Below are 21,573 nucleotides of genomic sequence, written 5' to 3'. Positions count from 1 at the left end.
GGAGTGACGGACGTCGACCCTGATCGTTCGGTGGCGGAGCACGAGGTCGGCGAGGTCGAGGTCGAGGTCGGCCGGGTCCGAGTCGCGACCGGCCGCGTCGCGCTGGCCGGTCCCGGCCCGGACGCCGATAGGGTGCTCGACGTGACGACTCCTCCGAGCGGTCCCTATCCCGACGTCCATCGCGCCCAGCAGGGCGGCCAGACGCCGGCGCCCGGCGCGTACGGCGCGCCGCCGGCCGGTGCGTACGGAACGCCGGCGCCCGGCGGCTACGGGGCACCGACCTCCTACCCGACGCCGCAGCGCCCGGGCATGGCCGCGACCGCGCGACCGGTCCACGGCGCGCCCGCCTACGCCGGTCCGCCCGTCCAGTCGGTGTGGCACCCGCGGAGCGCGTCCGGCGGGGGGAGCCTCGGCGGGACGATCGCCCTCCTGCTCGTCGGCTTCGCCTCGCTGTGGGGGCTGTGGATCGTCCTGTCGCTCGTCGGGATCGGCAACGGCATCGTCGCGTTCGTCGCGGCGCTCCTGCCGCTGATCGTCGTCCTCGCCGCGGTCATGTGGCTCGACCGCTGGGAGCCCGAGCCGAAGCTCATGCTGCTCTTCGCGCTGCTGTGGGGCGCCGGCGTCTCCGTCGTCCTCTCGTTCTACGGCAACACCTGGGTGGCCGAGACGGCCTATGCGCTGACCGGCGACCCGGTGGTCGCCGACGTCGTCAGCTCCGTCGTGTCGGCGCCGATCGTCGAGGAGACGACGAAGGGCCTCGGTGTCCTCGTCATCTTCCTCATGCGCCGCTCCTACTTCGACGGCGTGGTCGACGGCATCGTCTACGCCGCCGTGGTCGCGGCGGGGTTCGCGTTCACCGAGAACATCCTCTACTTCGGCGCGTCCGGGTCGGCGCTCGCCAGCACGTTCGTCATGCGCGGGCTGCTCTCGCCGTTCGCGCACGTGCTGTTCACGGCGTGCACGGGCATCGCGCTCGGGATCGCGAGCCGCAGCCGGAACCGGAACGCGGCCTGGTGGATGTTCCCGCTCGGCCTGCTCTCGGCCGCGCTGCTGCACGCGCTGTGGAACGCCTCCGCCACGCTCGCCGGGTTCGGCGGGGAGACGAGCTTCTTCACGTTCTACATCCTGGTCCAGGTGCCGCTGTTCGCCGCGGCGGTCATCCTCGCGTTCTGGCTGCGGCGCCAGGAGGCGGCGGCCATCGCGCAGCGGCTCGGGGAGTATGCCGCCGCCGGCTGGTTCGCCCCGCACGAGGTCGCCATGATCGCGTCGCTGCGTCAGCGCTCCCAGGCGCGGGCGTGGGCGGCGCGCAAGGGGCCGCGGGCCGGCACCGCGATGAAGTCGTTCATCCGCGACGCGACCTCGCTCGCGTACCTGCGCCAGCGGGCCGCGACCGGCCGCTCCGACCTGCGCGCCCACACGACGACCGAGACCGAGCTGCTCGGACGGATCCGGGGTGACCGGCAGGCCTTCCTCACCGCCGCCGGCCCGCTGGGCTGATGCTGCGTCCGACGGAGCCGTCCCGATGACCGAGGCGCCCCGGGACTGGCTGCCGGGGGAGGAGTGGCGGCTCGGACCGGACGGCATCCCGTTCCGCCGCGCCGCGCGCGTCCTGCTGCTCGACGCCGAGGACCGCGTCCTGCTCGTGCGCGGCCACGACGCCCACCAGGTCGAGCGCACCTGGTGGTTCACGGTCGGGGGCGGCATCGACCCGGGGGAGTCGCCGCGCGCCGCCGCCGCCCGCGAGGTCGCGGAGGAGACGGGGCTGCGGATCGATCCCGAGCTCCTGCAGGGTCCGGTCGCCACCCGGCGGGCCGTCTTCGACTTCTACGCCCGCTCGGTGCGTCAGGACGAGGTCTTCTTCCTCGCCCGGCTCGACCGCGTCGTCGGCGACGCCGAGCTGGACCGGACGGGCTGGACCGACGTCGAGCGCTCGTTCATGGACGAGGTCGCGTGGTGGCGGCCGGAGGACCTCGCCTCCGTCGAGGTCGAGCTGTTCCCCGTCGAGCTGGTCGAGCTGCTCGCATGGCTGCGTCCCGGCTGGGACGGCAGCGTCCGTGAGCTCGGGACGCAGGTGGAAGGCACCGCCGTCGGATAGGCCCGGTGGACGGGACCGGTAAGATTGACGAGCCGTCGGCGTGTCCCGCGACCTGGGTGCTCGATCCGCCCAGCGACCGGACCTCGACGGGACTCACCACTACCAGGGACGAGGATCGCCGATGTCGGGTCACTCCAAGTGGGCCACCACCAAGCACCAGAAGGCCGCGAAGGACGCGAAGCGCGGAAAGCTGTTCGCCAAGCTCATCAAGAACATCGAGGTGGCGGCGCGCACTGGTGGCGGTGACCCCGGCGGAAACCCGACGCTCTACGACGCGATCCAGAAGGCGAAGAAGTCCTCCGTCCCGAACGAGAACATCGACCGCGCGGTCAAGCGCGGCTCGGGCGCCGACGGCGGCGGGGTCGACTACGAGACGATCATGTACGAGGGCTACGCGCCCGGCGGCGTCGCGCTCCTCGTCGAGTGCCTCACCGACAACCGCAACCGGGCCGCGGCGGACGTGCGGGTCGCGTTCACGCGCAACGGCGGCTCGATGGCCGACCCGGGCAGCGTCGCGTACATGTTCTCCCGCCAGGGCGTCGTCATCGTGCCCAAGTCGGAGGGCCTGACGGAGGACGACGTGCTGCTGGCCGTCCTCGACGCGGGCGCCGAGGAGGTCAACGACCTCGGCGAGGCGTTCGAGGTCATCTCGCCGGCGAGCGACTTCGTCGCCGTGCGCAAGGCCGTCCAGGACGCGGGCCTCGACTACGACTCGGCCGAGGCGGAGTTCCGCCCGTCGGTGTCGATCGAGGTCGACGTCGAGGGCGCCCGGAGGGTGCTCCGGCTCATCGAGGCCCTCGAGGACTCCGACGACGTGCAGAACGTCTACGCGAACTTCGACGCCTCCGACGAGGTCCTCGCCGCGCTCGACGCGGAGGACTGACGCGGCGGACCGACGTGCCCGCACCGGGGGAGCGCGACGCGCCGGCGCGTGTCGGAACCCGGCCGAGTGCGACGGAGGAGGCAGGCTGACGGCGTGACCCAGCGCTCCGACCGTCCCGCGCCGCTCGAGCTGCGTCCCCACACCGGGGCCGCGGCGGCGCGCGGGCGGACCGTGCTCGGCGTCGACCCCGGTCTCACCCGGTGCGGCCTCGGCGCCGTGACGGCGACCGGGCGGACCGTCCGGATCGTCGACGTCGGCGTCGTCACCACCTCGCCGGACCTGCCGCTGGAGGCCCGCCTCGTGGCCGTCGCCGACGCGCTCGACACCTGGCTGGACCGGCTCGCTCCGGACGCGGTCGCGGTCGAGCGGGTGTTCGCGCAGTCGAACGTCTCGACCGTGACGGCCACGGCGCAGGTAGCCGGTCTCGCCATGGTCGCCGCCCACCGGCGCGGCATCCCCGTCGCGCTGCACACCCCGAGCGAGGTCAAGGCCGCCGTCACGGGGAACGGCCGCGCGGGCAAGGAGCAGGTCACGACGATGGTGACGCGGGTGCTCGGGCTCGACGCCCCGCCGCGCCCGGCCGACGCGGCCGACGCCCTCGCGCTCGCGATCTGCCACGCGTGGCGCGGCGGCCCCGTCCCGGTCGCTGCACTCGCCGGTGCGCCCGGCGGGGCCGCCGCGCCCGGCGGAGTCGCCTCGGCCAGCTCGCCCGGCGCCACCGGGGAGCCGACGTCGGCGCAGCAGCGCTGGCTGCGGGCCGAGGCGAGCGCCCGCCGCGCCGGGCGGCGCGTCGTCGCAGCTCAGCGCACCGTCGGCCGGTAGGCTTCTTTCGTACACGTGTTCGCTGAGGGTGTCCGCACCCGGCGGGAGGAAGCATGATCGCCCTGGTCCGCGGAGAGGTCGCAGCCATCGGGCTGGACCACGCGGTTCTCGTCGTCTCCGGTGTCGGCATGCGCGTCCACGCGACGCCGAACACGCTCGCCGGTCTGCGGCACGGGAACGAGGCCGAGCTGCACACCACGCTCGTCGTGCGGGAGGACTCGCTCACGCTGTTCGGCTTCCTCGAGGTCGACGAGCGGGACACGTTCGAGATCCTGCAGACCGTCAGCGGCGTCGGGCCCCGGCTCGCGCTCGCGATGCTCGCCGTCCACCCGCCGGACGCGCTGCGCCAGGCCGTCGCGACGGAGGACCTCAAGGCGCTCGAGCGCGTCCCAGGGATCGGTCGCAAGGGCGCCAGCCGGATCGTGCTGGAGCTCGGTGGCCGGCTCGGCGCCCCCACGGGTGGCGGCGGGGTCGGCGGCACGGCGACGGCGGTGACGGCACCGAGCGCGGTGGCCGAGGACGTCGTCGTCGCGCTCCAGGGGCTCGGCTGGAACGCCAAGGTCGCCGCCGACGCGGTGGCCGGCGTGCTCGAGGCCGGCGACGCCCCGGCGACGGACGCGGGCGAGATCCTGCGCGCGGCCCTGCGCTCGCTCGCGACGGACGGGCGCTGAGCCGATGACGTTCGACGAGGAGACCCTGCTCGCGGCGGAGGCGTCGGAGCTGGAGCGCGCGGCCGAGGCGGCCCTGCGCCCGCGCCGGCTCGCCGAGTTCGTCGGCCAGCCGGTCGTGCGGGACCAGCTCTCGCTCGTGCTGGAGGCCGCGGTCGCCCGGCACCGCCCGCCGGACCACGTGCTGCTCGCGGGTCCACCCGGCCTCGGCAAGACGACGCTCGCGATGATCGTCGCCAGCGAGGTCGGGGCGAGCCTGCGGCTCACGTCGGGGCCGGCGATCGGGCACGCGGGCGACCTGGCCGCGATCCTGTCGGGCCTGCAGGAGAACGACGTCCTCTTCATCGACGAGATCCACCGGCTCGCGCGCCCCGCCGAGGAGATGCTCTACCTCGCGATGGAGGACTTCCGCGTCGACGTCGTCGTCGGCAAGGGCGCCGGGGCCACGTCGATCCCGCTGGCGCTGCCGCCGTTCACCGTCGTCGGCGCGACGACGCGGGCGGGCCTGCTGCCGGCGCCGCTGCGCGACCGGTTCGGGTTCACCGGCCACATGGACTTCTACTCCACCGAGGACCTCGAGCGCGTCCTCACCCGCTCGGCCAGGCTGCTCGGCATCGAGCTGGAGCCGACGGCCGGCCACGTCATCGCGTCGCGCTCGCGCGGGACGCCCCGGATCGCGAACCGGCTGCTGCGCCGCGTCCAGGACTGGGCCCAGGTGCGCGGGAACGGTCGCGCCGACGTCGCGTCGGCGGAGGCGGCCCTGCGGGTGTTCGAGGTCGACCCGCGTGGTCTCGACCGGCTGGACCGGTCGGTGCTGCGTGCCCTGTGCCTCCGGTTCGGCGGCGGCCCGGTCGGCCTCACGTCCGTCGCGATGGCCGTGGGGGAGGAGCCCGAGACGGTCGAGACGGTCGCCGAGCCGTTCCTCCTGCGGGAGGGTTTCATCGCGCGGACCCCGCGGGGGCGGGTCGCGACGCGCGCGGCGTGGGAGCACCTGGGGCTCACCCCGCCGAGCGGCGAGACGGCCGTACTGTTCGACTGAGGATAGACTCGCCGGTGCACTGCACCCACACGACCCATCACGAAGGTTGACGTCTCTCCCATGGACCCCCTGCTCCTCGTTTTTCTCGGCCTCGCGGTCGTGGGACTCTTCTTCGTCAGCTCGCGTGGTCGTAAGCAGCAGGCCAAGCAGAACGAGTTCCGCAGCTCGCTGACGCCGGGCAAGCAGATCATGACCTCCTCGGGCCAGCTCGGGACGATCGTGTCGGTCGACGGCGACGCCGTCGTCATCGAGACGACGCCGGGCGTGCTCACGCGCTGGGTCAAGGCCGCCATCCAGGAGGTGCCCGCGCAGTTCGCGAGCGTGCTCCAGCCCGCCGACGACTCGACCGTGATCGAGGGCGTCGAGCCGGTCGGGACGACGGACGCGACCGACTCGATCGACGTCACCGTCGACGACCCGCGCGACGACCGCACCGCCTGAGCGCAGTACCCAGGGGGCGTGGAGCCCCCATGACCTTCGAAGGACGACAGTGGCTCGACGACGCAGGCTCGCACGCCCGCTCTACTTCCTGGCTCTGATCCTCGTCGCGGTGTACGCCGCGGTGGGCATCGGGGTCGTCACGGGCGATGACGACGCCGCCGGTGGCGCCTCGTTCACGCCGAACCTCGCGCTCGACCTCGAGGGTGGGACGCAGCTCATCCTCACGCCGCGCACCGACGACGGCCACGCGGTGACGCAGAGCGACCTCGACCAGGCGATCGCCATCATCCGCCAGCGCGTGGACGGCTCGGGCGTCGCGGAGGCCGAGATCACCTCCCAGGGCGGCAACAACATCGTCGTCGCGATCCCCGGCGAGGTCTCCGAGGACACGGTCCAGCTCATCACGGCCTCGGCCCAGATGCGCATGCGCACCGTCCTGGTCGAGGGTCTGCCGGGCACGATCGACCCGGCCGCCGTCGCCCAGGGGACGGACGACGCGACCGACGGCACGGACGGGACGCCCGACGAGGCGACCGACGGCGCGACCGACGGTGCGACGGACACCCCGACCGACGGCGCGACGGATGGCGCGACCGACGAGGCGACCGCCCCGACGGACGAGCCGTCGGACGGCGCGACGGACACCCCGACCGAGGCGTCCACGGAGCCGACCACGACGCTCACCGTCGAGCAGGCAGCGCTCCAGGTGCTCGGCGTCGCCTCGGTCGACGAGCTCTCGGACACCCCGGCGACGGAGCCGACCAGCCCGTCCGACCTCGCGTGGCTCACGCCCCGCGTGCTGTTCGACTACTACACGCTCGACTGCTACGACCCGGCCAACCGCACGGGCCTGCAGGACGACGACACCGAGGCCCCGCTCGTCACGTGCAGCCAGGACGGCGGGGCGAAGTACGTCCTCGGCCCGGCCGAGCTCACGGGGCAGGACCTCACCGGCGCCCAGATGGGCTTCCAGTCGCTCCAGGGCGGCGGGGTCACGAACATCCCGATCGTCCAGATGAACTTCACGAACGCGGGCGGCCAGAAGTTCGCCGAGGTGACCGCGCGGATCAAGGAGCTGGCGCAGCCGCAGAACCAGTTCGCGATCGTGCTGGACGGCCTGGTCATCTCCGCCCCGCGGGTGACCGAGACGATCCCGAACGGCCAGGCGACGATCTCCGGCCCGACGCAGTCCCCGTTCACCCGGGACGAGGCGACGACGCTCGCCAACCAGCTCAGCTTCGGCGCGCTGCCGATGACGTTCGAGGTGCAGTCCCAGGAGCAGATCTCCGCGACGCTCGGTGGCGAGCAGCTCGAGCGCGGCCTGCTGGCCGGCGTGATCGGCCTCATCCTCGTCGTCATCTACTCCTTCCTCCAGTACCGCGGGCTCGCGGTCGTCACGGTGGCCAGCCTCGCGATCGCGGCCGCGCTGACGTACGGCGTCATCCTGCTGCTGTCCTGGACGCAGGGCTACCGCCTGTCGCTCGCCGGCGTCGCCGGGCTCATCGTCGCGATCGGCATCACGGCGGACTCGTTCATCGTCTACTTCGAACGTCTCCGCGACGAGGTGCGCGAGGGCCGCTCGCTGGCCGGCGCCGTCGAGCACGGCTGGCTGCGCGCCCGCCGCACGATCCTCGCCTCGGACGCCGTCAACTTCATCGCGGCGATCGTGCTCTACCTGCTCGCGGTCGGCGGCGTGCGCGGCTTCGCGTTCACGCTCGGGCTCACGACGCTCATCGACCTCGTCGTCGTGTTCCTGTTCACCCACCCGCTCATGCGCCTGCTCATCAAGATCCCGTTCTTCGGGGAGGGCCACCGGTGGAGCGGGCTCGACCCGGTGCACCTCGGGGCGTCCGTCGCGAGCTACGCCGGCCGCGGCCGGGTGCGCTCGGCCCCGGAGAAGGTCGCGGTCGCCGCGAACGCCGACGTCCGGACGATCGCCGAGCGGCGCGCCGAGGAGGCGCGCCTGGCCAAGGAGGCCGCCGAGCGCGAGTCCGCCGAGGCGGCCGAGGCCGAGCTGGCCGGCGAGCTCCCGGTGGCGGCGATCGACCCGTCCGAGACCGCGACGGACGCGATCGACGGCGAGATCGCCGCGCACTCGCCGATCGCCGAGGCGGCCGCCGAGGGCGTCGTCCTGGCGCCGGAGGACAGCGCGGACCAGAACGAGGACGTGGACGAGACCGGCGGCGACGACGCCGCGGCGTCCGAGCGGAACGAGGAGGCCCGCTGATGGGGTTCAGCTTCGCCCAGATGGGCAACGACCTGTACACCGGGAAGAAGTCGTTCGACATCATCGGCCGCCGCCGGCTGTGGTACGCCATCGCCGCGGCGTTCGCGGTGCTGTCGATCGTCCTGCTCTCGACCGTCCGGCTGAACCTCGGCATCGAGTTCCGCGGCGGCTCGGAGTTCACCGTCTCGGGCGCGGCCACGACGGCCTCCGAGCCGGCCCAGGCCTCGCTCGACTCCATCGTCACGGGCCAGGTCGCGCGCGTCACGGTCGTGGGCGGCTCGTCCGTCCGCGTTCAGACCGAGCCGCTCGGTGCCGAGGAGACCACGGCGATGGCCGAGGCGCTGGCGGCGGCGTACGAGGTGGAGCCGAACGCGGTGACCTCCTCGTTCGTCGGCCCGACCTGGGGCGCGGACGTCACGGCCAAGGCGTTGCAGGGGCTCGTGATCTTCCTGCTCATCGTGACGGCCGTCATGGCGCTGTACTTCCGGACCTGGTCGATGGCCCTCGCCGCGATCATCGCGCTGCTCAACGACCTCGTCGTCACCGTCGGGCTCTACGCCCTGGTCGGCTTCGAGGTGACGCCGGCCAGCATGATCGGGTTCCTCACGATCCTCGGCTACTCGCTGTACGACACGGTCGTGGTGTTCGACAAGGTGCGCGAGAACACCGCGCACGTGCTCGAGCAGCGCCGCGTGACGTACGCCGAGGCGGCGAACCTCGCCGTCAACCAGACGATCGTCCGCTCGGTCAACACCTCGGTCGTCGGGATCCTGCCGGTCGCGTCGATCCTGTTCGTCGGCGCGTTCCTGCTCGGCGCCGGGACGCTGCGCGACATCTCGCTCGCGCTCTTCATCGGCATGATCGCCTCGACGCTCTCGTCGATCTTCCTCGCCTCGCCGCTCGAGACGACGCTCCGGATGCGGCGCAAGGCGTACCAGAAGCACACGGCCGACGTGCTCGCGCAGCGGGCGAAGGACGGGGTCGAGGACGACGTCCAGATCTCCTCCTCCGACGTGCACGACCGCGTCACGGCGACCACGCCGGGCGGCCACCTCGGGCAGGGCGCCCAGCCCCGGCGGCGCAAGAAGTAACGCGACCTGCGCCGAGGCTCCTAGACTGTCCGGATGACGGAGGACGCACACCGGCGCGTCCCGGGGGCGACGACCGAACCACTGGTGCCGCGCTCCCGGGTGCGCAGCACGCTGGTCCGGCTCGGCTCGCGGGGTCACTCGACCCCGCCGGCGATCGAGCCGCTGATCCAGGTCGTGCGCGCGAACCACCCGCGGGTGGACGTGACGCTCCTGGAGCGCGCGTACGAGGTCGCGGAGCGAGCCCACGAGGGACAGCTGCGCAAGAGCGGCGACCCATACATCACCCACCCGGTCGCGGTGGCGACGATCCTCGCCGAGCTCGGCATGACGCCGCCGACGCTCGCGGCGGCGCTGCTGCACGACACGGTGGAGGACACCTCCTACACGCTGGAGGCGCTCCGCGCCGACTTCGGCGAGGAGATCGCCGCCATGGTGGACGGCGTCACCAAGCTCGACAAGGTGACGTTCGGCGAGGCGGCCCAGGCCGAGACGGTGCGCAAGATGGTCGTGGCGATGGCCCGCGACATCCGCGTCCTCGTCATCAAGCTCGCCGACCGGCTGCACAACGCGCGGACGTGGAAGTACGTCTCCTCCTCCTCGGCGGAGAAGAAGGCCCGCGAGACCCTCGAGATCTACGCGCCGCTCGCGCACCGGCTCGGCATGAACACGATCAAGTGGGAGCTGGAGGACCTGTCGTTCGCGACGCTCTACCCCAAGGTCTACGACGAGATCGTCCGGCTCGTCAGCGAGCGGGCCCCGGCCCGCGAGGAGTACCTCGGCGTCGTCCGCGAGCAGGTGATGCAGGACCTCAAGGCGGTCAAGATCAAGGCCGTCGTCACGGGCCGGCCGAAGCACTACTACTCGATCTACCAGAAGATGATCGTCCGCGGTCGCGACTTCGCCGACATCTACGACCTGGTCGGCGTCCGGGTCCTGGTCGACTCGGTGCGCGACTGCTACGCGGCGCTCGGCGCTCTCCACGCGCGGTGGAACCCCGTCCCCGGACGGTTCAAGGACTACATCGCGATGCCGAAGTTCAACATGTACCAGTCGCTCCACACGACGGTCATCGGCCCGGGCGGCAAGCCCGTCGAGATCCAGATCCGCAGCCACGAGATGCACCGGCGCGCGGAGTACGGCGTCGCCGCGCACTGGAAGTACAAGGCGCGCGCCGGCGCCCCGGCGCCCAAGGGCAACGAGGGCGGCGGCGGGGAGATGCCGTGGCTGCGCCAGCTCGTCGACTGGCAGCGCGAGACGTCCGACCCCGGGGAGTTCCTCGACTCGCTGCGGTACGAGATGGCCGGCAGCGAGGTCTACGTCTTCACGCCGAAGGGTGACGTCCAGGCGCTCCCGCAGGGCTCCACGCCGGTCGACTTCGCCTACGCCGTCCACACCGAGGTCGGCCACCGCACCGTCGGCGCCAAGGTCAACGGCCGGCTCGTCCCGCTGGAGTCGACGCTGGAGAACGGGGACACCGTCGAGGTCCTCACCTCCCGCTCGCCCGACTCGGGACCGAGCCGCGACTGGCTCACCTTCGTCGCCTCCCCGCGCGCCCGGAACAAGATCCGGCAGTGGTTCACCAAGGAGCGCCGCGAGGAGGCGATCGAGGCCGGCAAGACGGCGATCGCCAAGGCGATGCGCAAGCAGAACCTGCCGATCCAGCGCTTGCTCACGCACGACACGCTCGTCGCGCTCGCCTCGGACATGCGGTACGCGGACGTCTCAGCCCTGTACGCGGCGGTGGGGGAGAGCCACGTCTCGGCCGCGAACGTCGTCCAGCGCCTCGTCGACTCCCTCGGCGGCGAGGACGGCACGTCCGAGGACCTGGCCGAGGTCACGACGCCCGGCCACATCGGGGTCGCGCGCGCCCGGCCGAGCAACGTCGGCGTCATCGTCGCCGGGATGGGCGACGTCTGGACCAAGCTCGCCAAGTGCTGCACGCCGGTGCCGGGCGACCCGATCGTCGGCTTCGTGACGCGGGGCCAGGGCGTGTCGGTGCACCGCGCGGACTGCCCGAACGCCGAGGCGCTGCGCGACCAGCCGGAGCGGTTCGTCGACGTCGCCTGGGCCCCGGACGCGCAGAGCGTGTTCCTCGTCCAGATCCAGGTCGAGGCGCTCGACCGGTCCCGGCTGCTGTCCGACGTCACGCGCGTGCTCTCGGACAACCACGTCAACATCCTGTCGGCGACGGTCTCGACGTCGCGCGACCGCCTCGCGCTGTCGAAGTTCGTCTTCGAGATGGCCGACACCTCCCACCTGGGCGCCGTCCTGCGCGCCGTGCGGGACATCGACGGCGTCTACGACGTCTACCGGGTCACCGGGGTCCGACCGGACGCGGCGCCCGTGCCCGTCGGCCGGCCCGTGCCGACGGTCTGACGCGCCCCCGTCCTAGCCCGTCCTCGTTCCCGCCAGCACCTCCAGCGCGAGCCGTCCCCGCTGCCGGCGGGGCTCCGTCAGCAGCAGCGTGCGCACGTTGGCCCGGTCGACGCCGGCCGCGAGGAGCGCCGCGAGCGCGTCGGCGGCGCCGTCGTCCTGCGCTCCGTGTGCCGCGCGCGCGAGGTCGGCGGCCGTCTGCACCCGCGTCGTCACCCGGACGCCACCGAGGACGGCGACCCCGTCCGGCCGGTGCCGCGTGATGCGCAGCCGGATGCCGCGGCGGCGGGAGAGCCGGGGCTCGGGAACCGCGACGTCGACGACCAGGGGCGGCCGGCCGCCGAGGTGGACCCACGCGGCCGTCGTCAGCACGACCGTCCCGTCGCCGGGCACCAGCCGGCGCAGCCCGGCGGCGCGCTCGGCCGGTCCGTCCGGCAGGTCCAGCGATGCGGCCGTTCCCGGCGCGGCGGACCTCACGAGTCCGACCCGGAGCAGCTCCCGTGACTCGCGGCCATCGTCGAGGGTGCGGACCGGCGTGAGCTGGAGCGCCAGCCAGCGGAGGGAGGAGACGTCGCTCGATGCGGACGGTGCTGGCTGCGACATGCCGCGAGCGTGCCACAGGCCGCGCACGACGTGCGCGGCCTGTGGACGGATCCCTGTGGAGGAGTCCTAGCGCTGGGTGCCCTTGACCACGTCGAGCCACTGCCTCTTCGTGGCCAGCTCCTGCTCGAGCGCCTTCGCCTGGCCGGGGGAGGACGCGGCGGCGATCCGCGACTCGAGCTCGGCGATCTGGTCGAGGAGCTGAGCCGTCATGCCGTCGGCCCGGGCGCGCAGCTCGGGGTCGCTGCGCTTCATCTCGGCTTGCTCGGCGTCGCGGACGGCCTGCTCGACCGCGCGCAGCCGACCCTCGACGCGCTGGATGTCGGCGCGCGGCACGCGGCCAGCCTCGTCCCACGCGTCCTGGATCGCGCGGAGCTGACGCTTCGTCGCGGCCAGGTCGGAGATGGGCAGGAGCGCCTCGGCCCTGGTCAGCAGCTCGAGCTTGACGGCGAGGTTGCCCTCGTACTCGGCGTCGATCGCCGCGTTCTCCTCCTTGCGGGCGGTGAAGAACCGGTCCTGCGCTCCCTTGAACCGCGCCCACAGCGCGTCGTCGTCCTTGCGGGCGCCCCGGGGGGCGGCGCGCCAGGCGTCCATCAGCTCGCGGAAGCGGGAGCTGGTCGGACCCCAGTCGGTCGAGCCGGCGAGGGCCTCGGCCTGGGCGACGAGCTCCTCCTTGGCGCTGCGGGCGGCCTGGTTGCGCTTGTCGAGGGCGCCGAAGTGCGCGCGACGCGCCTTGTCGAACGCGGTGCGCGCGTGCGAGAAGCGCTTCCAGAGGGCCTCCTCGACCGGGCGGTCGATCCGGACGCCCTCGCGCTGCGCCTTCTTCCACGTGTCGAGGAGCTCGGCGAGCCGGGTCGTGGCGTCCCGCCACTGCGTCCGCTCGGGATCGGTGGCCGCGATGGCCTCGACCTCGGCCACGATGGCCTCGCGCTCGGCGACGGCCTGGGCCTTCGCGGCCTCGCGCTCCGCCGCGACCTCGGCCGCCCGGGCCTCGACCTGCGTCGTGAGGGAGGCGACCCGCTCGCGCAGCGCCGGGAGGTCACCGACGGCCGCCGGCTCCGTGAGCTGGTCGGTCAGCGACGCGATCGAGGCCTGCGCCTCCTTCGGGCTGATCGAGGGCAGCCGCGCCTCGAGCAGGGCCACCTGGGCCTTGAGGTCGAGGTAGCGGCGGATGTAGAGCGCGAGCGGCTCCTCGCCGACGGTCACCTGGCCGACGACGCGCACCTCCTCGCCGTCGCGCACGCTGACGGTGCCGTCCTCGGCGACCGAGCCGAACTCGGCGGCGGCCGCCGCGTCAGCGGCGTCGACCGGCGGCGCGACGGGCGCGGGGGCCGCGGCCACCGGGCGCGGCGCGCCCTGGGGACGCGGACCGGGACGGGCGCCAGGACGCGGTCCGGGCCGGGGCGCGGGACGCGGGGCCGAGGGCGTTGCGGCCGGCTGGTCGGCCGGTTCCTCGGCGGCGGCGGTCTCGGGCTCGGTCGGCTCCGCGGCGGCGGTCTCGGCCGCGACCGGCGCGTCCTCGACGGGCTCGACGACGTCGGGCTCGGCTGCCGCGGGCTCGGCGTCCTCCGCCTCGGGGGCCGCCGCCGGCTCCGCGGCGGGCTCCTCGGCCGGCACGTCGTGCGCCTCGAGGGCCGCCTCGGCCGCGACGTCCTCGACGATGTCCTCCACCGGGGCGGTCTGCTCGACGACGTCGGCGACGTCCGCCTCGACGGTCGCAGCCGCCTCGGCCAGCGTCGGCGTCTGCGTCACCGGCTCCGCCGCCGTGTCCACCGTCTCCTCGGCGGTCTCGGCGATCCCCTCCGCGGTGTCGACCGCCTCGGGCGTGACCTCCGCGACCTCGTCGCCGGAGACCTCGACCTGCTCGGTCGTGGTCTCGTCAGGGCCCTGGGTGGGCTGCTCGCTCGTCGTCACGCGATCGTCACATCCTCGATGATGACCACCGTGGCGGGTGGTCCGTCGGAGGCACCCGTCTGGGTGCCCGCTGCGCCTACGGACTGGAGGATCTCCAGTCCCTGGACAACCGTACCGAACACCGTGTACCCCCCGGCGCTGTCGGAGGGGAGGGTGACGTCGTTGAAGACGAGGAAGAACTGGCTGCCCTGGCTCTCGGCGTCGTTGCCGACGCGGGCCATCGCCACGGTGCCGGCCGGGTAGACGTCGTCGGCCGGCGCGTTCTCGATCGGACCGAAGCCGTAGCCGGGGCCGCCCATGCCCGACGCGGTGGGGTCGCCGCACTGGAGCAGCGAGCTCGGCAGCAGCCGGTGGCAGGCCGTCCCGTCGAAGAAGCCGTCCTTGGACAGCATGAGGAAGCTGGCGACGGCCTGGGGGGCGTGCGCGCCGTCCAGCTCGAGCTCGATGTCGCCGACGTTGGTGTGGAGCGTGACGTCCCACGTCATGCCGAGCGAGTCCGTCGCCGGGGGCGGGCTGTCGTACATCCGGGGGAGCGTCGTCGGCAGCGCGGTCGGGTCGGGCGTCGCCTCGGCGCCGTCGGTCGCGCCGTCGGTCGCCTCCTCGCTGGGCCCCTCGGTGGAGCCGTCGGACGCTGCCTCCGAGGCCGTCGGGGTCGGCGCGGGATCGGCGCCGGCGTCGGCGTTGGCCCAGATCGCCCACGTGATCCCGCCGAGCACGACGACGGCGCCGGCCAGGGACCAGCCGACGATCCGGCGCTCCCGGCGGCGGGCCTCGGCCCGCTCGAACCGCGCCTGGGCCTTGGCGGCCCGGCGCTGGGCGGTGGACTTGCTGGCGTTGCGGCTGGCCATCGGGCCTGCTCCCCTCGGGATCGCGTGCTCCGCCCGGGCGTCCTGCGGGTGCAGTCCTGCGAGCGCAGGGGTCCGAGCGGCGACCAAGAGTCTAGGTCCCCGAGCTCGGCGTGAAGTCAGGCGCCGGCCGATGGAAGGATGGTCGCCATGGCACGCACCTCTCTGTCCGGCTTCCCCGAGTGGCTCCCCGCCCAGCGCATCGTCGAGCAGGCGGTGCTCGACGTCATCGCCGAGACCTTCGAGCTGCACGGGTACGCGTCGGTGGCGACGCGCGCGGTCGAGCCGCTCACCGAGCTCCTGCGCAAGGGGGAGACCTCCAAGGAGGTCTACGTGCTGTCCCGGCTCCAGGCCGACCCGAGCGACCCGGCGGCCGAGTCCGACGCGGACCGGCTCGGCCTGCACTTCGACCTCACCGTCCCGTTCGCGCGGTACGTGCTGGAGAACGCCGGGCACCTCGCCTTCCCGTTCAAGCGCTACCAGATCCAGCCGGTCTGGCGCGGCGAGCGTCCCCAGGACGGCCGGTTCCGCGAGTTCGTCCAGGCCGACATCGACGTCGTGGGCGACGGGACGCTGCCGTTCCACTACGAGGTCGAGGTCCCGATCGTCGCGGCGCGGGCGCTCGGCGCCCTGCGCGAGCTCGGTCTGCCGCCCGTGCGGGTGCTCGTCAACAACCGCAAGGTCGCGGAGGGCTTCTACCGCAGCATCGGGCTGGACCGGCCCGAGGAGGTGCTGCGGATCGTCGACAAGCTGGCCAAGGTCGGCCCGGCCAGGGTCGCGGGCATGCTCGCCGACGAGGTCGGCGCGAGCTCGGACCAGGCCGAAGCGTGCCTGGCCCTGGCGAGCCTGTCCGGCGGCGTCGAGGTGGTCGAGCGGGTGCGCTCTCTCGCGGCCGAGCACCGCGTCGTGCTCGACGACGACCCGGCAGCCGAGCTGCTGGAGGACGGGCTGGCCGAGCTGGGCGAGCTGCTGCGCCAGGCGGAGGACCGGGCGCCCGGGGTCGTGACGGCGGACCTGTCCGTCGCGCGCGGCCTCGACTACTACACGGGCTCCGTCTACGAGACCGTGCTGCTCGGCCACGAGAACCTCGGCTCGATCTGCTCCGGCGGCCGGTACGACTCGCTCGCCAGCGACGGCCGGCGCACCTTCCCGGGGGTCGGCATCTCGATCGGCGTCTCGCGGGTGCTCTCGCGGCTCTTCTCGGCCGGGCTGGTCGAGGCGACGCGGGCCGTGCCGACGGCGGTGCTGGTCGCGGTCGCCGACGAGGCGACGCGGCCGGCCTCCGACGCGGTCGCCGACGCCCTGCGGGACCGCGGGATCGCCGCCGACGTCGCGCCGAGCGCGGCGAAGTTCGGCAAGCAGATCCGGGTCGCCGACCGCCGGGGGATCCCGTACGTCTGGTTCCTCTCGACGCAGGACGACGGGGCCGTGCGGCACGAGGTCAAGGACATCCGGTCGGGCGAGCAGGTCGAGGCCGACCCCGCGACGTGGGAGCCGCCGGCGCAGGACCGGCGTCCCCGCGCCGTCCCCACCCCCGGCTGAGCGCCGAGGACGACCCACCCGGGCGCCGAGCTCGACCCGCGGTTGCGGGGTCGGGCTCGGCGTGTGCCGGGGGCGGGCTCAGCGGGAGTAGCGCGGGCGACGCTCGGTCCGGGCGAACCGGTCGCCGCGGTCCCCGCGCTCGCCGTAGCCCTTGCCGCCGCCGCTGCCACCCCGCGACGGGGCGCCGGTGTCGCGACGGATCCGGAGCTGACGACCGGCGACGGACGCGCCGCCGATCCGCCGCTCGATCTCCGGCTCGAGCCCGAGCGGGATCTCGACGAGGGAGAAGGTCGGGAAGATGTCGATCTTGCCGATCTCCGAGCCGCGCAGGCCGCCCTCGTTCGTCATGGCGCCGACGATGCCCTGCGGCGTCACGCCGTCGCGGTAGCCGACGGCGATCCGGTAGCGGTTGTCGCTGTCGCCGACGCGGGAGCGGTTGGCGCGCTCGCGCGGACCGCGCTCGGCGCGGTCGCCACGGTCGAAGGAGCGCTCGCGCCGCTCGCCGCGGTCCCGGTCGAACGAGCGCTCGCGGCGCTCGCCCCGGTCACCGCGGTCGGGCATCGAGAGCGCCTCGTCCTCGCTCGCCCGGATGCCGCCGTCATCACCGACGGCGAGCGCGAGGAGCGCGGCCGCGATGTCGATCGGGTCGGTGCCGTTGGCGTCGACGTGGGCCTGGACGTGGGCGCGGTGCAGCGCCAGCGGCCCGCCGACGCGGCGCTCGTCGGCCAGCGTGAGCGCACCGTTCGCGCGGTGCTGCAGCACGTCGGTCCGGGACGGCAGCGCCGCCTCGGTCAGCGTCGAGCCCGTCGCGCGCTCGATCTGGCGGAGCTTGTGCTTCTCCTTGGGCGTGAGGAACGTGAACGCCTTGCCCGTGCGGCCCGCGCGGCCGGTGCGGCCGATGCGGTGGACGTAGGTCTCCGTCTCGCGGGGGACGTCGTAGTTGACGACGAGGCCGATCCGGTCGACGTCGAGGCCGCGGGCGGCGACGTCGGTGGCGACGAGCACGTCGAGCTGGCCGGCGCGGAGACGGTCGACGATCTTCTCGCGGTCGCGCTGCGGGACGTCGCCCGAGATCGACGCGGCCGAGATGCCGCGACGCAGCAGGTCCGCGCCGACCTCCTCGGCGGCCTCGCGGGTGCGGACGAACACGATGGCGGCATCGGCGTCGGCCGTCTGGATGATCCGCGCGACCGCCTCGTTCTTGTTGCTGAACGGCACGATCGCGTACTCCTGCGTCACCGACTCGATCGGCGTCGACTGCGGGGCGATCGAGATGCGGACCGGGTCGGTCAGGTGCGTGTCGGCGACCCGGCGGATCGCCGGCGGCATGGTCGCGGAGAAGAGCGCGACCTGCTTGGTCGACGGCGTGCCGGCCAGGATCGTCTCGACGTCCTCGGCGAAGCCCATCCGGAGCATCTCGTCGGCCTCGTCGAGCACGACGAACTTGACCGTCGAGAGGTCCAGCGCCCGCTTGTCGATGAGGTCCATGACGCGGCCGGGGGTGCCGACGACGACCTGGGCTCCGCGCTTGAGGCCGCTCAGCTGCGGGCCGTAGGCGGAGCCGCCGTAGACGGGCAGCACGTCGAGCCGGGCGCCGTCGGGGGCGAAGGACTGGACGGCGTCGGACACCTGGATGGCGAGCTCGCGCGTCGGCGCGAGGACGATCGCCTGGACGTCGCGCTCGGCCGGGTCGATCGCGGCGAGGAGCGGCAGCCCGAAGGCCGCGGTCTTGCCGGTCCCGGTCTGGGCGACGCCGACGATGTCGCGCCCGGAGAGCAGGACGGGGACGGCCTCGACCTGGATCGGCGTCGGCGTGGTGAACCCGAGCGCCTCGACGGCGCCCAGGAGGTCCTCGGGCAGGCCGAGGTCGGAGAAGGAGATGGCAGGGGTGGACATGGTGGTGACTGCTTTCACTGGGACTTCAGGGGAGCTAGGAAGGACCCGGTCACCTCGTGACCGTCCGCTCGACCCGTCCTCTCGCCGTCGCACTCTGCGACGCGCGTGGTCCCGCCACACCCATGAACGACCGGCACGTGCGTGCCGCGGCTCGATGCGAGCCCAAGGCGGGAGCTTTTCGTGGGCCTGATGCGGCATGCGCTCCAGGAACCGTCCGAGTCTACCGGCGCGGGCCCGCGCGCGGGGGAGGCGGCGCGGTGATACCCGTCACGACGTCGAGGACGGTTCTCCCGCGTTGGGGGCGCGGACTAGGATTGCTGTTCGGCCTGAACCGCGCGATCACGACGGCGCGACCCTCAGCCGCCCCACCATCCCGGAAGGAACGTTCGTGCTTCGCACCCACAACGCAGGCGACCTGCGCGCGACCGACATCGGCAGCACCGTCACCCTCACGGGGTGGGTGGATCGCCGTCGCGACCACGGCGGCGTCGCCTTCCTCGACCTGCGCGACGCCTCCGGGATCGCCCAGGTCGTGGTCCGGGACGAGGACGTGGCGCACCCGCTGCGCAGCGAGTGGGTGCTCCAGGTGACGGGCGAGGTCTCCCACCGGCCCGAGGGCAACGAGAACCCCAACCTCGCGACGGGCCAGATCGAGGTCGTGGCGACGGACGTCGTCGTCCTCAACCAGGCCGCCCCGCTGCCGTTCCAGGTCTCGACGGCGCTCGACGCGGCGGAGTCCGCGACGATCGGCGACGAGGCGCGGCTGAAGTACCGCTACCTCGACCTGCGCCGGCCGGCGCCCGCCCGCGCGCTGCGGCTGCGCGCCCAGGTCTCCCGGACCGCCCGCGCGGTGCTCGACGCCGAGGGCTTCGTCGAGGTCGAGACGCCGACGCTCACCCGCTCGACGCCCGAGGGCGCACGCGACTTCGTCGTGCCCGCGCGTCTGGCGCCGGGCTCCTGGTACGCGCTGCCGCAGAGCCCGCAGCTGTTCAAGCAGCTCCTCATGGTCGCGGGGCTGGAGCGGTACTACCAGATCGCCCGCTGCTACCGGGACGAGGACTTCCGCGCCGACCGCCAGCCGGAGTTCACCCAGCTCGACGTGGAGGCGAGCTTCGTCGACCAGGACGACATCATCGCGCTGACCGAGAAGCTGCTCGTCGAGATCTGGCGGCTGATCGACGTCGAGGTCCCCACGCCGATCCAGCGGATGACCTACCGCGACGCCATGGAGACCTACGGGACGGACAAGCCGGACCTGCGCTTCGGCCTGCCGCTCGTCGACCTGACGGACTACTTCGCGCACACCCCGTTCCGGGTGTTCCAGGCGGCCTACGTCGGCGCGGTCGTCCAGCCGGGCGGCGCGGCGACGCCGCGGCGTGGGTTCGACGCGTGGCAGGAGTGGGCCAAGCAGCGCGGCGCGCGCGGGCTCGCCTACGTCACCATCGGCGAGGACGGCGAGCTCGGGGGTCCGGTCGCCAAGAACATCACCGAGACCGAGCGGGCGGGGCTCGCGGCCGCGACCGGTGCCCGGCCCGGCGACGCGATCTTCTTCGCCGCGGGCGCTCCGACCTCCTCGCGTGCGCTGCTCGGCGCGGCGCGGCTGGAGATCGGTCGCCGCGGCGGCCTCATCGACCCCGACGCGTGGTCGTTCGTCTGGGTGGTCGACGCGCCGCTGTTCAAGCCGGTCGGCGAGGACGACGACGTGGCCGTCGGCGCGGGCGCCTGGACCGCGGTGCACCACGCGTTCACGTCGCCGACGCCCGAGTGGATCGACACGTTCGAGGACGACCCGGGCGCGGCGCTGGCCTACGCCTACGACATCGTCTGCAACGGCAACGAGATCGGCGGCGGCTCCATCCGTATCCACCGGCGGGACGTGCAGGAGCGCGTCTTCAAGGTCATGGGGATCGACGAGGAGCAGGCGCAGGAGAAGTTCGGCTTCCTCCTCGAGGCGTTCTCGTTCGGCGCGCCCCCGCACGGCGGCATCGCGTTCGGTTGGGACCGGGTCGTCGGCCTGCTCGCCGGGGAGGACTCCATCCGCGAGGTCATCGCGTTCCCGAAGTCCGGCGGCGGCTACGACCCGCTGACGGGCGCCCCCGCGCCCATCACGGCGCAGCAGCGCAAGGAGGCCGGCGTCGACGCCGCGCCCGCCGCGACGAGCGGGCGGGCGACGGCGGGCGAGGGGACCGCGGTCGCGGAATGACGCTCGACCCCGCACGCCTCCAGGCGTTCGCCCGGTACCGGATCCTGCTGGCCGAGCGTGACGACTGGCGCGAGGGCCGGGTCGCCGTGCTCGGCGACTCCGTCCTCGTCGCCCGCGCGCGCCCCAACGGCGACGTCCTCCTCGCGCTCGGCGAGTCGGACGAGGTGATCGACCTGCTCGACGGCGAGGCGCGGCTGCACCACCGCTCGGAGGCCCCCGGCGCGATGTGGCTCAGCGCGCCGCGCGCCGTCGACGTGCCGCCGTGGGTGCTCGACGCCCTGCGGCTCGCCCCCGCGACGCAGTGGGACTGGATGTCGATCGACACGATGCCGGACGGCGACGTCGACCAGCGCGTGCGCCGGCTCGACCTCGCGCCGGGCTCCAGCGACGTCGAGGAGGCGCGCGCCCTCCTGGCGGTCGCCAACCCCATCTCGACGGCCGACCCGCTCGGCGACGGCGAGGTCGCGTGGTTCGCCGTGTCGGAGTCGGCGCCGGCGCACGGACCGGCGGGCGAGGCCGGCGCGGCGGTCGGCGTCATCGGCGCGCGGCTCGCCCAGGGCGACCCCGCTCGGGACGGCTCGTTCTCCTGGCACCTGCACGGGCTCGGCGTCGCCCCCGGGGCGCGCCGGGCCGGCTACGGCGCGGCGCTGACCACGGCTGCCGTGCGGGCGGGGCTCGCGGCGGGGGCCGACTGGGTCTCGCTCGGTCTCTACGCCGACAACGACGCCGCCCGCCGGATCTACACCCGGATCGGCTTCCGGCTCGAGGCCGAGATGGCCTCCTACGCGCCGGCGACGCTCGCCCGCTAGCCCAGCGTGGTGGCGGCGCGGTCGGCCGGCCGCGGCACCCGCGACCGCGGCGGCGAACCGGCCGTCGACACGCCGGTCGTGCGACGCTCCGCCGACGCCGTCCGGCGGCGCCCGACGTGCGAGAG

Annotated in this window: 17 protein-coding genes; 13 read left to right on the top strand and 4 right to left on the bottom strand. The window is 73.8% G+C overall.

Going from position 1 to position 21,573, the window contains the following annotated elements; translation table 11 throughout:
- The first annotated feature begins 30 nt into the window (after positions 1–30).
- From EDD28_RS15005 to EDD28_RS14960, 10 genes are all read left to right on the top strand, one after another.
- Complete coding sequence (locus EDD28_RS15005) at positions 31–1,497, top strand: PrsW family intramembrane metalloprotease (RefSeq protein ID WP_245968103.1); 1,467 nt, start codon at positions 31–33, stop codon at positions 1,495–1,497.
- A 25-nt stretch (positions 1,498–1,522) separates the two neighbouring features.
- Complete coding sequence (locus EDD28_RS15000) at positions 1,523–2,095, top strand: NUDIX hydrolase (protein ID WP_123740556.1); 573 nt, start codon at positions 1,523–1,525, stop codon at positions 2,093–2,095.
- Between the two features lie 121 nt (positions 2,096–2,216).
- Positions 2,217–2,978, top strand: a complete 762-nt coding sequence (locus EDD28_RS14995; protein WP_123740555.1) for a YebC/PmpR family DNA-binding transcriptional regulator — start codon at positions 2,217–2,219, stop codon at positions 2,976–2,978.
- A gap of 171 nt (positions 2,979–3,149) precedes the next feature.
- The gene (gene ruvC / locus EDD28_RS14990; RefSeq protein WP_123740948.1) at positions 3,150–3,800 is read left to right on the top strand and encodes a crossover junction endodeoxyribonuclease RuvC; all 651 of its coding nucleotides are present in this window, start codon (positions 3,150–3,152) and stop codon (positions 3,798–3,800) included.
- Between the two features lie 53 nt (positions 3,801–3,853).
- A complete protein-coding gene (ruvA, locus tag EDD28_RS14985) occupies positions 3,854–4,471 on the top strand; it encodes a Holliday junction branch migration protein RuvA (protein ID WP_123740554.1) in 618 nt (205 codons plus the stop codon).
- A 4-nt stretch (positions 4,472–4,475) separates the two neighbouring features.
- The gene (gene ruvB / locus EDD28_RS14980; protein ID WP_123740553.1) at positions 4,476–5,507 is read left to right on the top strand and encodes a Holliday junction branch migration DNA helicase RuvB; all 1,032 of its coding nucleotides are present in this window, start codon (positions 4,476–4,478) and stop codon (positions 5,505–5,507) included.
- A 60-nt stretch (positions 5,508–5,567) separates the two neighbouring features.
- A complete protein-coding gene (yajC, locus tag EDD28_RS14975) occupies positions 5,568–5,948 on the top strand; it encodes a preprotein translocase subunit YajC (protein ID WP_123740552.1) in 381 nt (126 codons plus the stop codon).
- Between the two features lie 49 nt (positions 5,949–5,997).
- Positions 5,998–8,175 (top strand): protein translocase subunit SecD, encoded by a 2,178-nt coding sequence (gene secD, locus EDD28_RS14970; RefSeq protein ID WP_245968102.1) that lies wholly within the window; start codon positions 5,998–6,000, stop codon positions 8,173–8,175.
- The gene (secF, locus tag EDD28_RS14965) at positions 8,175–9,266 is read left to right on the top strand and encodes a protein translocase subunit SecF (RefSeq protein ID WP_123740551.1); all 1,092 of its coding nucleotides are present in this window, start codon (positions 8,175–8,177) and stop codon (positions 9,264–9,266) included. Before secD ends, secF begins: the two co-directional genes overlap by 1 nt.
- A gap of 33 nt (positions 9,267–9,299) precedes the next feature.
- On the top strand, positions 9,300–11,642 hold the full coding sequence (locus EDD28_RS14960) for a RelA/SpoT family protein (protein WP_123740550.1): 2,343 nt from the start codon (positions 9,300–9,302) through the stop codon (positions 11,640–11,642).
- 12 nt (positions 11,643–11,654) lie between these two features.
- Here EDD28_RS14960 and EDD28_RS14955 read toward each other — a convergent pair whose 3' ends face one another.
- From EDD28_RS14955 to EDD28_RS14945, 3 genes are all read right to left on the bottom strand, one after another.
- Positions 11,655–12,242, bottom strand: a complete 588-nt coding sequence (locus EDD28_RS14955) for a hypothetical protein (RefSeq protein ID WP_123740549.1) — start codon at positions 12,240–12,242, stop codon at positions 11,655–11,657.
- 66 nt (positions 12,243–12,308) lie between these two features.
- Positions 12,309–14,153, bottom strand: a complete 1,845-nt coding sequence (locus EDD28_RS14950) for a DUF349 domain-containing protein (RefSeq protein ID WP_245968101.1) — start codon at positions 14,151–14,153, stop codon at positions 12,309–12,311.
- On the bottom strand, positions 14,150–15,001 hold the full coding sequence (locus EDD28_RS14945) for a peptidylprolyl isomerase (RefSeq protein ID WP_123740548.1): 852 nt from the start codon (positions 14,999–15,001) through the stop codon (positions 14,150–14,152). Before EDD28_RS14945 ends, EDD28_RS14950 begins: the two co-directional genes overlap by 4 nt.
- 147 nt (positions 15,002–15,148) lie before the next feature.
- Between EDD28_RS14945 and hisS the strand changes: the two genes are divergently transcribed.
- A complete protein-coding gene (gene hisS / locus EDD28_RS14940) occupies positions 15,149–16,540 on the top strand; it encodes a histidine--tRNA ligase (protein ID WP_123740946.1) in 1,392 nt (463 codons plus the stop codon).
- Positions 16,541–16,618: 78 nt separating this feature from the next.
- On the opposite strand, the gene EDD28_RS14935 is transcribed toward hisS, so the two are convergent.
- A complete protein-coding gene (locus tag EDD28_RS14935; RefSeq protein ID WP_211339240.1) occupies positions 16,619–18,436 on the bottom strand; it encodes a DEAD/DEAH box helicase in 1,818 nt (605 codons plus the stop codon).
- A gap of 388 nt (positions 18,437–18,824) precedes the next feature.
- Between EDD28_RS14935 and aspS the strand changes: the two genes are divergently transcribed.
- Both aspS and EDD28_RS14925 read left to right on the top strand, forming a co-directional pair.
- Positions 18,825–20,639 (top strand): aspartate--tRNA ligase, encoded by a 1,815-nt coding sequence (gene aspS, locus EDD28_RS14930; protein WP_123740546.1) that lies wholly within the window; start codon positions 18,825–18,827, stop codon positions 20,637–20,639.
- Positions 20,636–21,448, top strand: coding sequence for a GNAT family N-acetyltransferase (locus tag EDD28_RS14925; RefSeq protein WP_123740545.1), 813 nt, complete (start codon positions 20,636–20,638; stop codon positions 21,446–21,448). The genes aspS and EDD28_RS14925 overlap by 4 nt, the downstream gene beginning before the upstream one ends.
- The last annotated feature ends 125 nt before the right edge of the window (positions 21,449–21,573 follow it).

Source organism: Salana multivorans, assembly GCF_003751805.1.
Taxonomy (GTDB): domain Bacteria; phylum Actinomycetota; class Actinomycetes; order Actinomycetales; family Beutenbergiaceae; genus Salana; species Salana multivorans.
The sequence above is the reverse complement of the archived record's forward strand: the minus strand, read 5'-3'. Positions and strand labels throughout refer to the sequence as shown.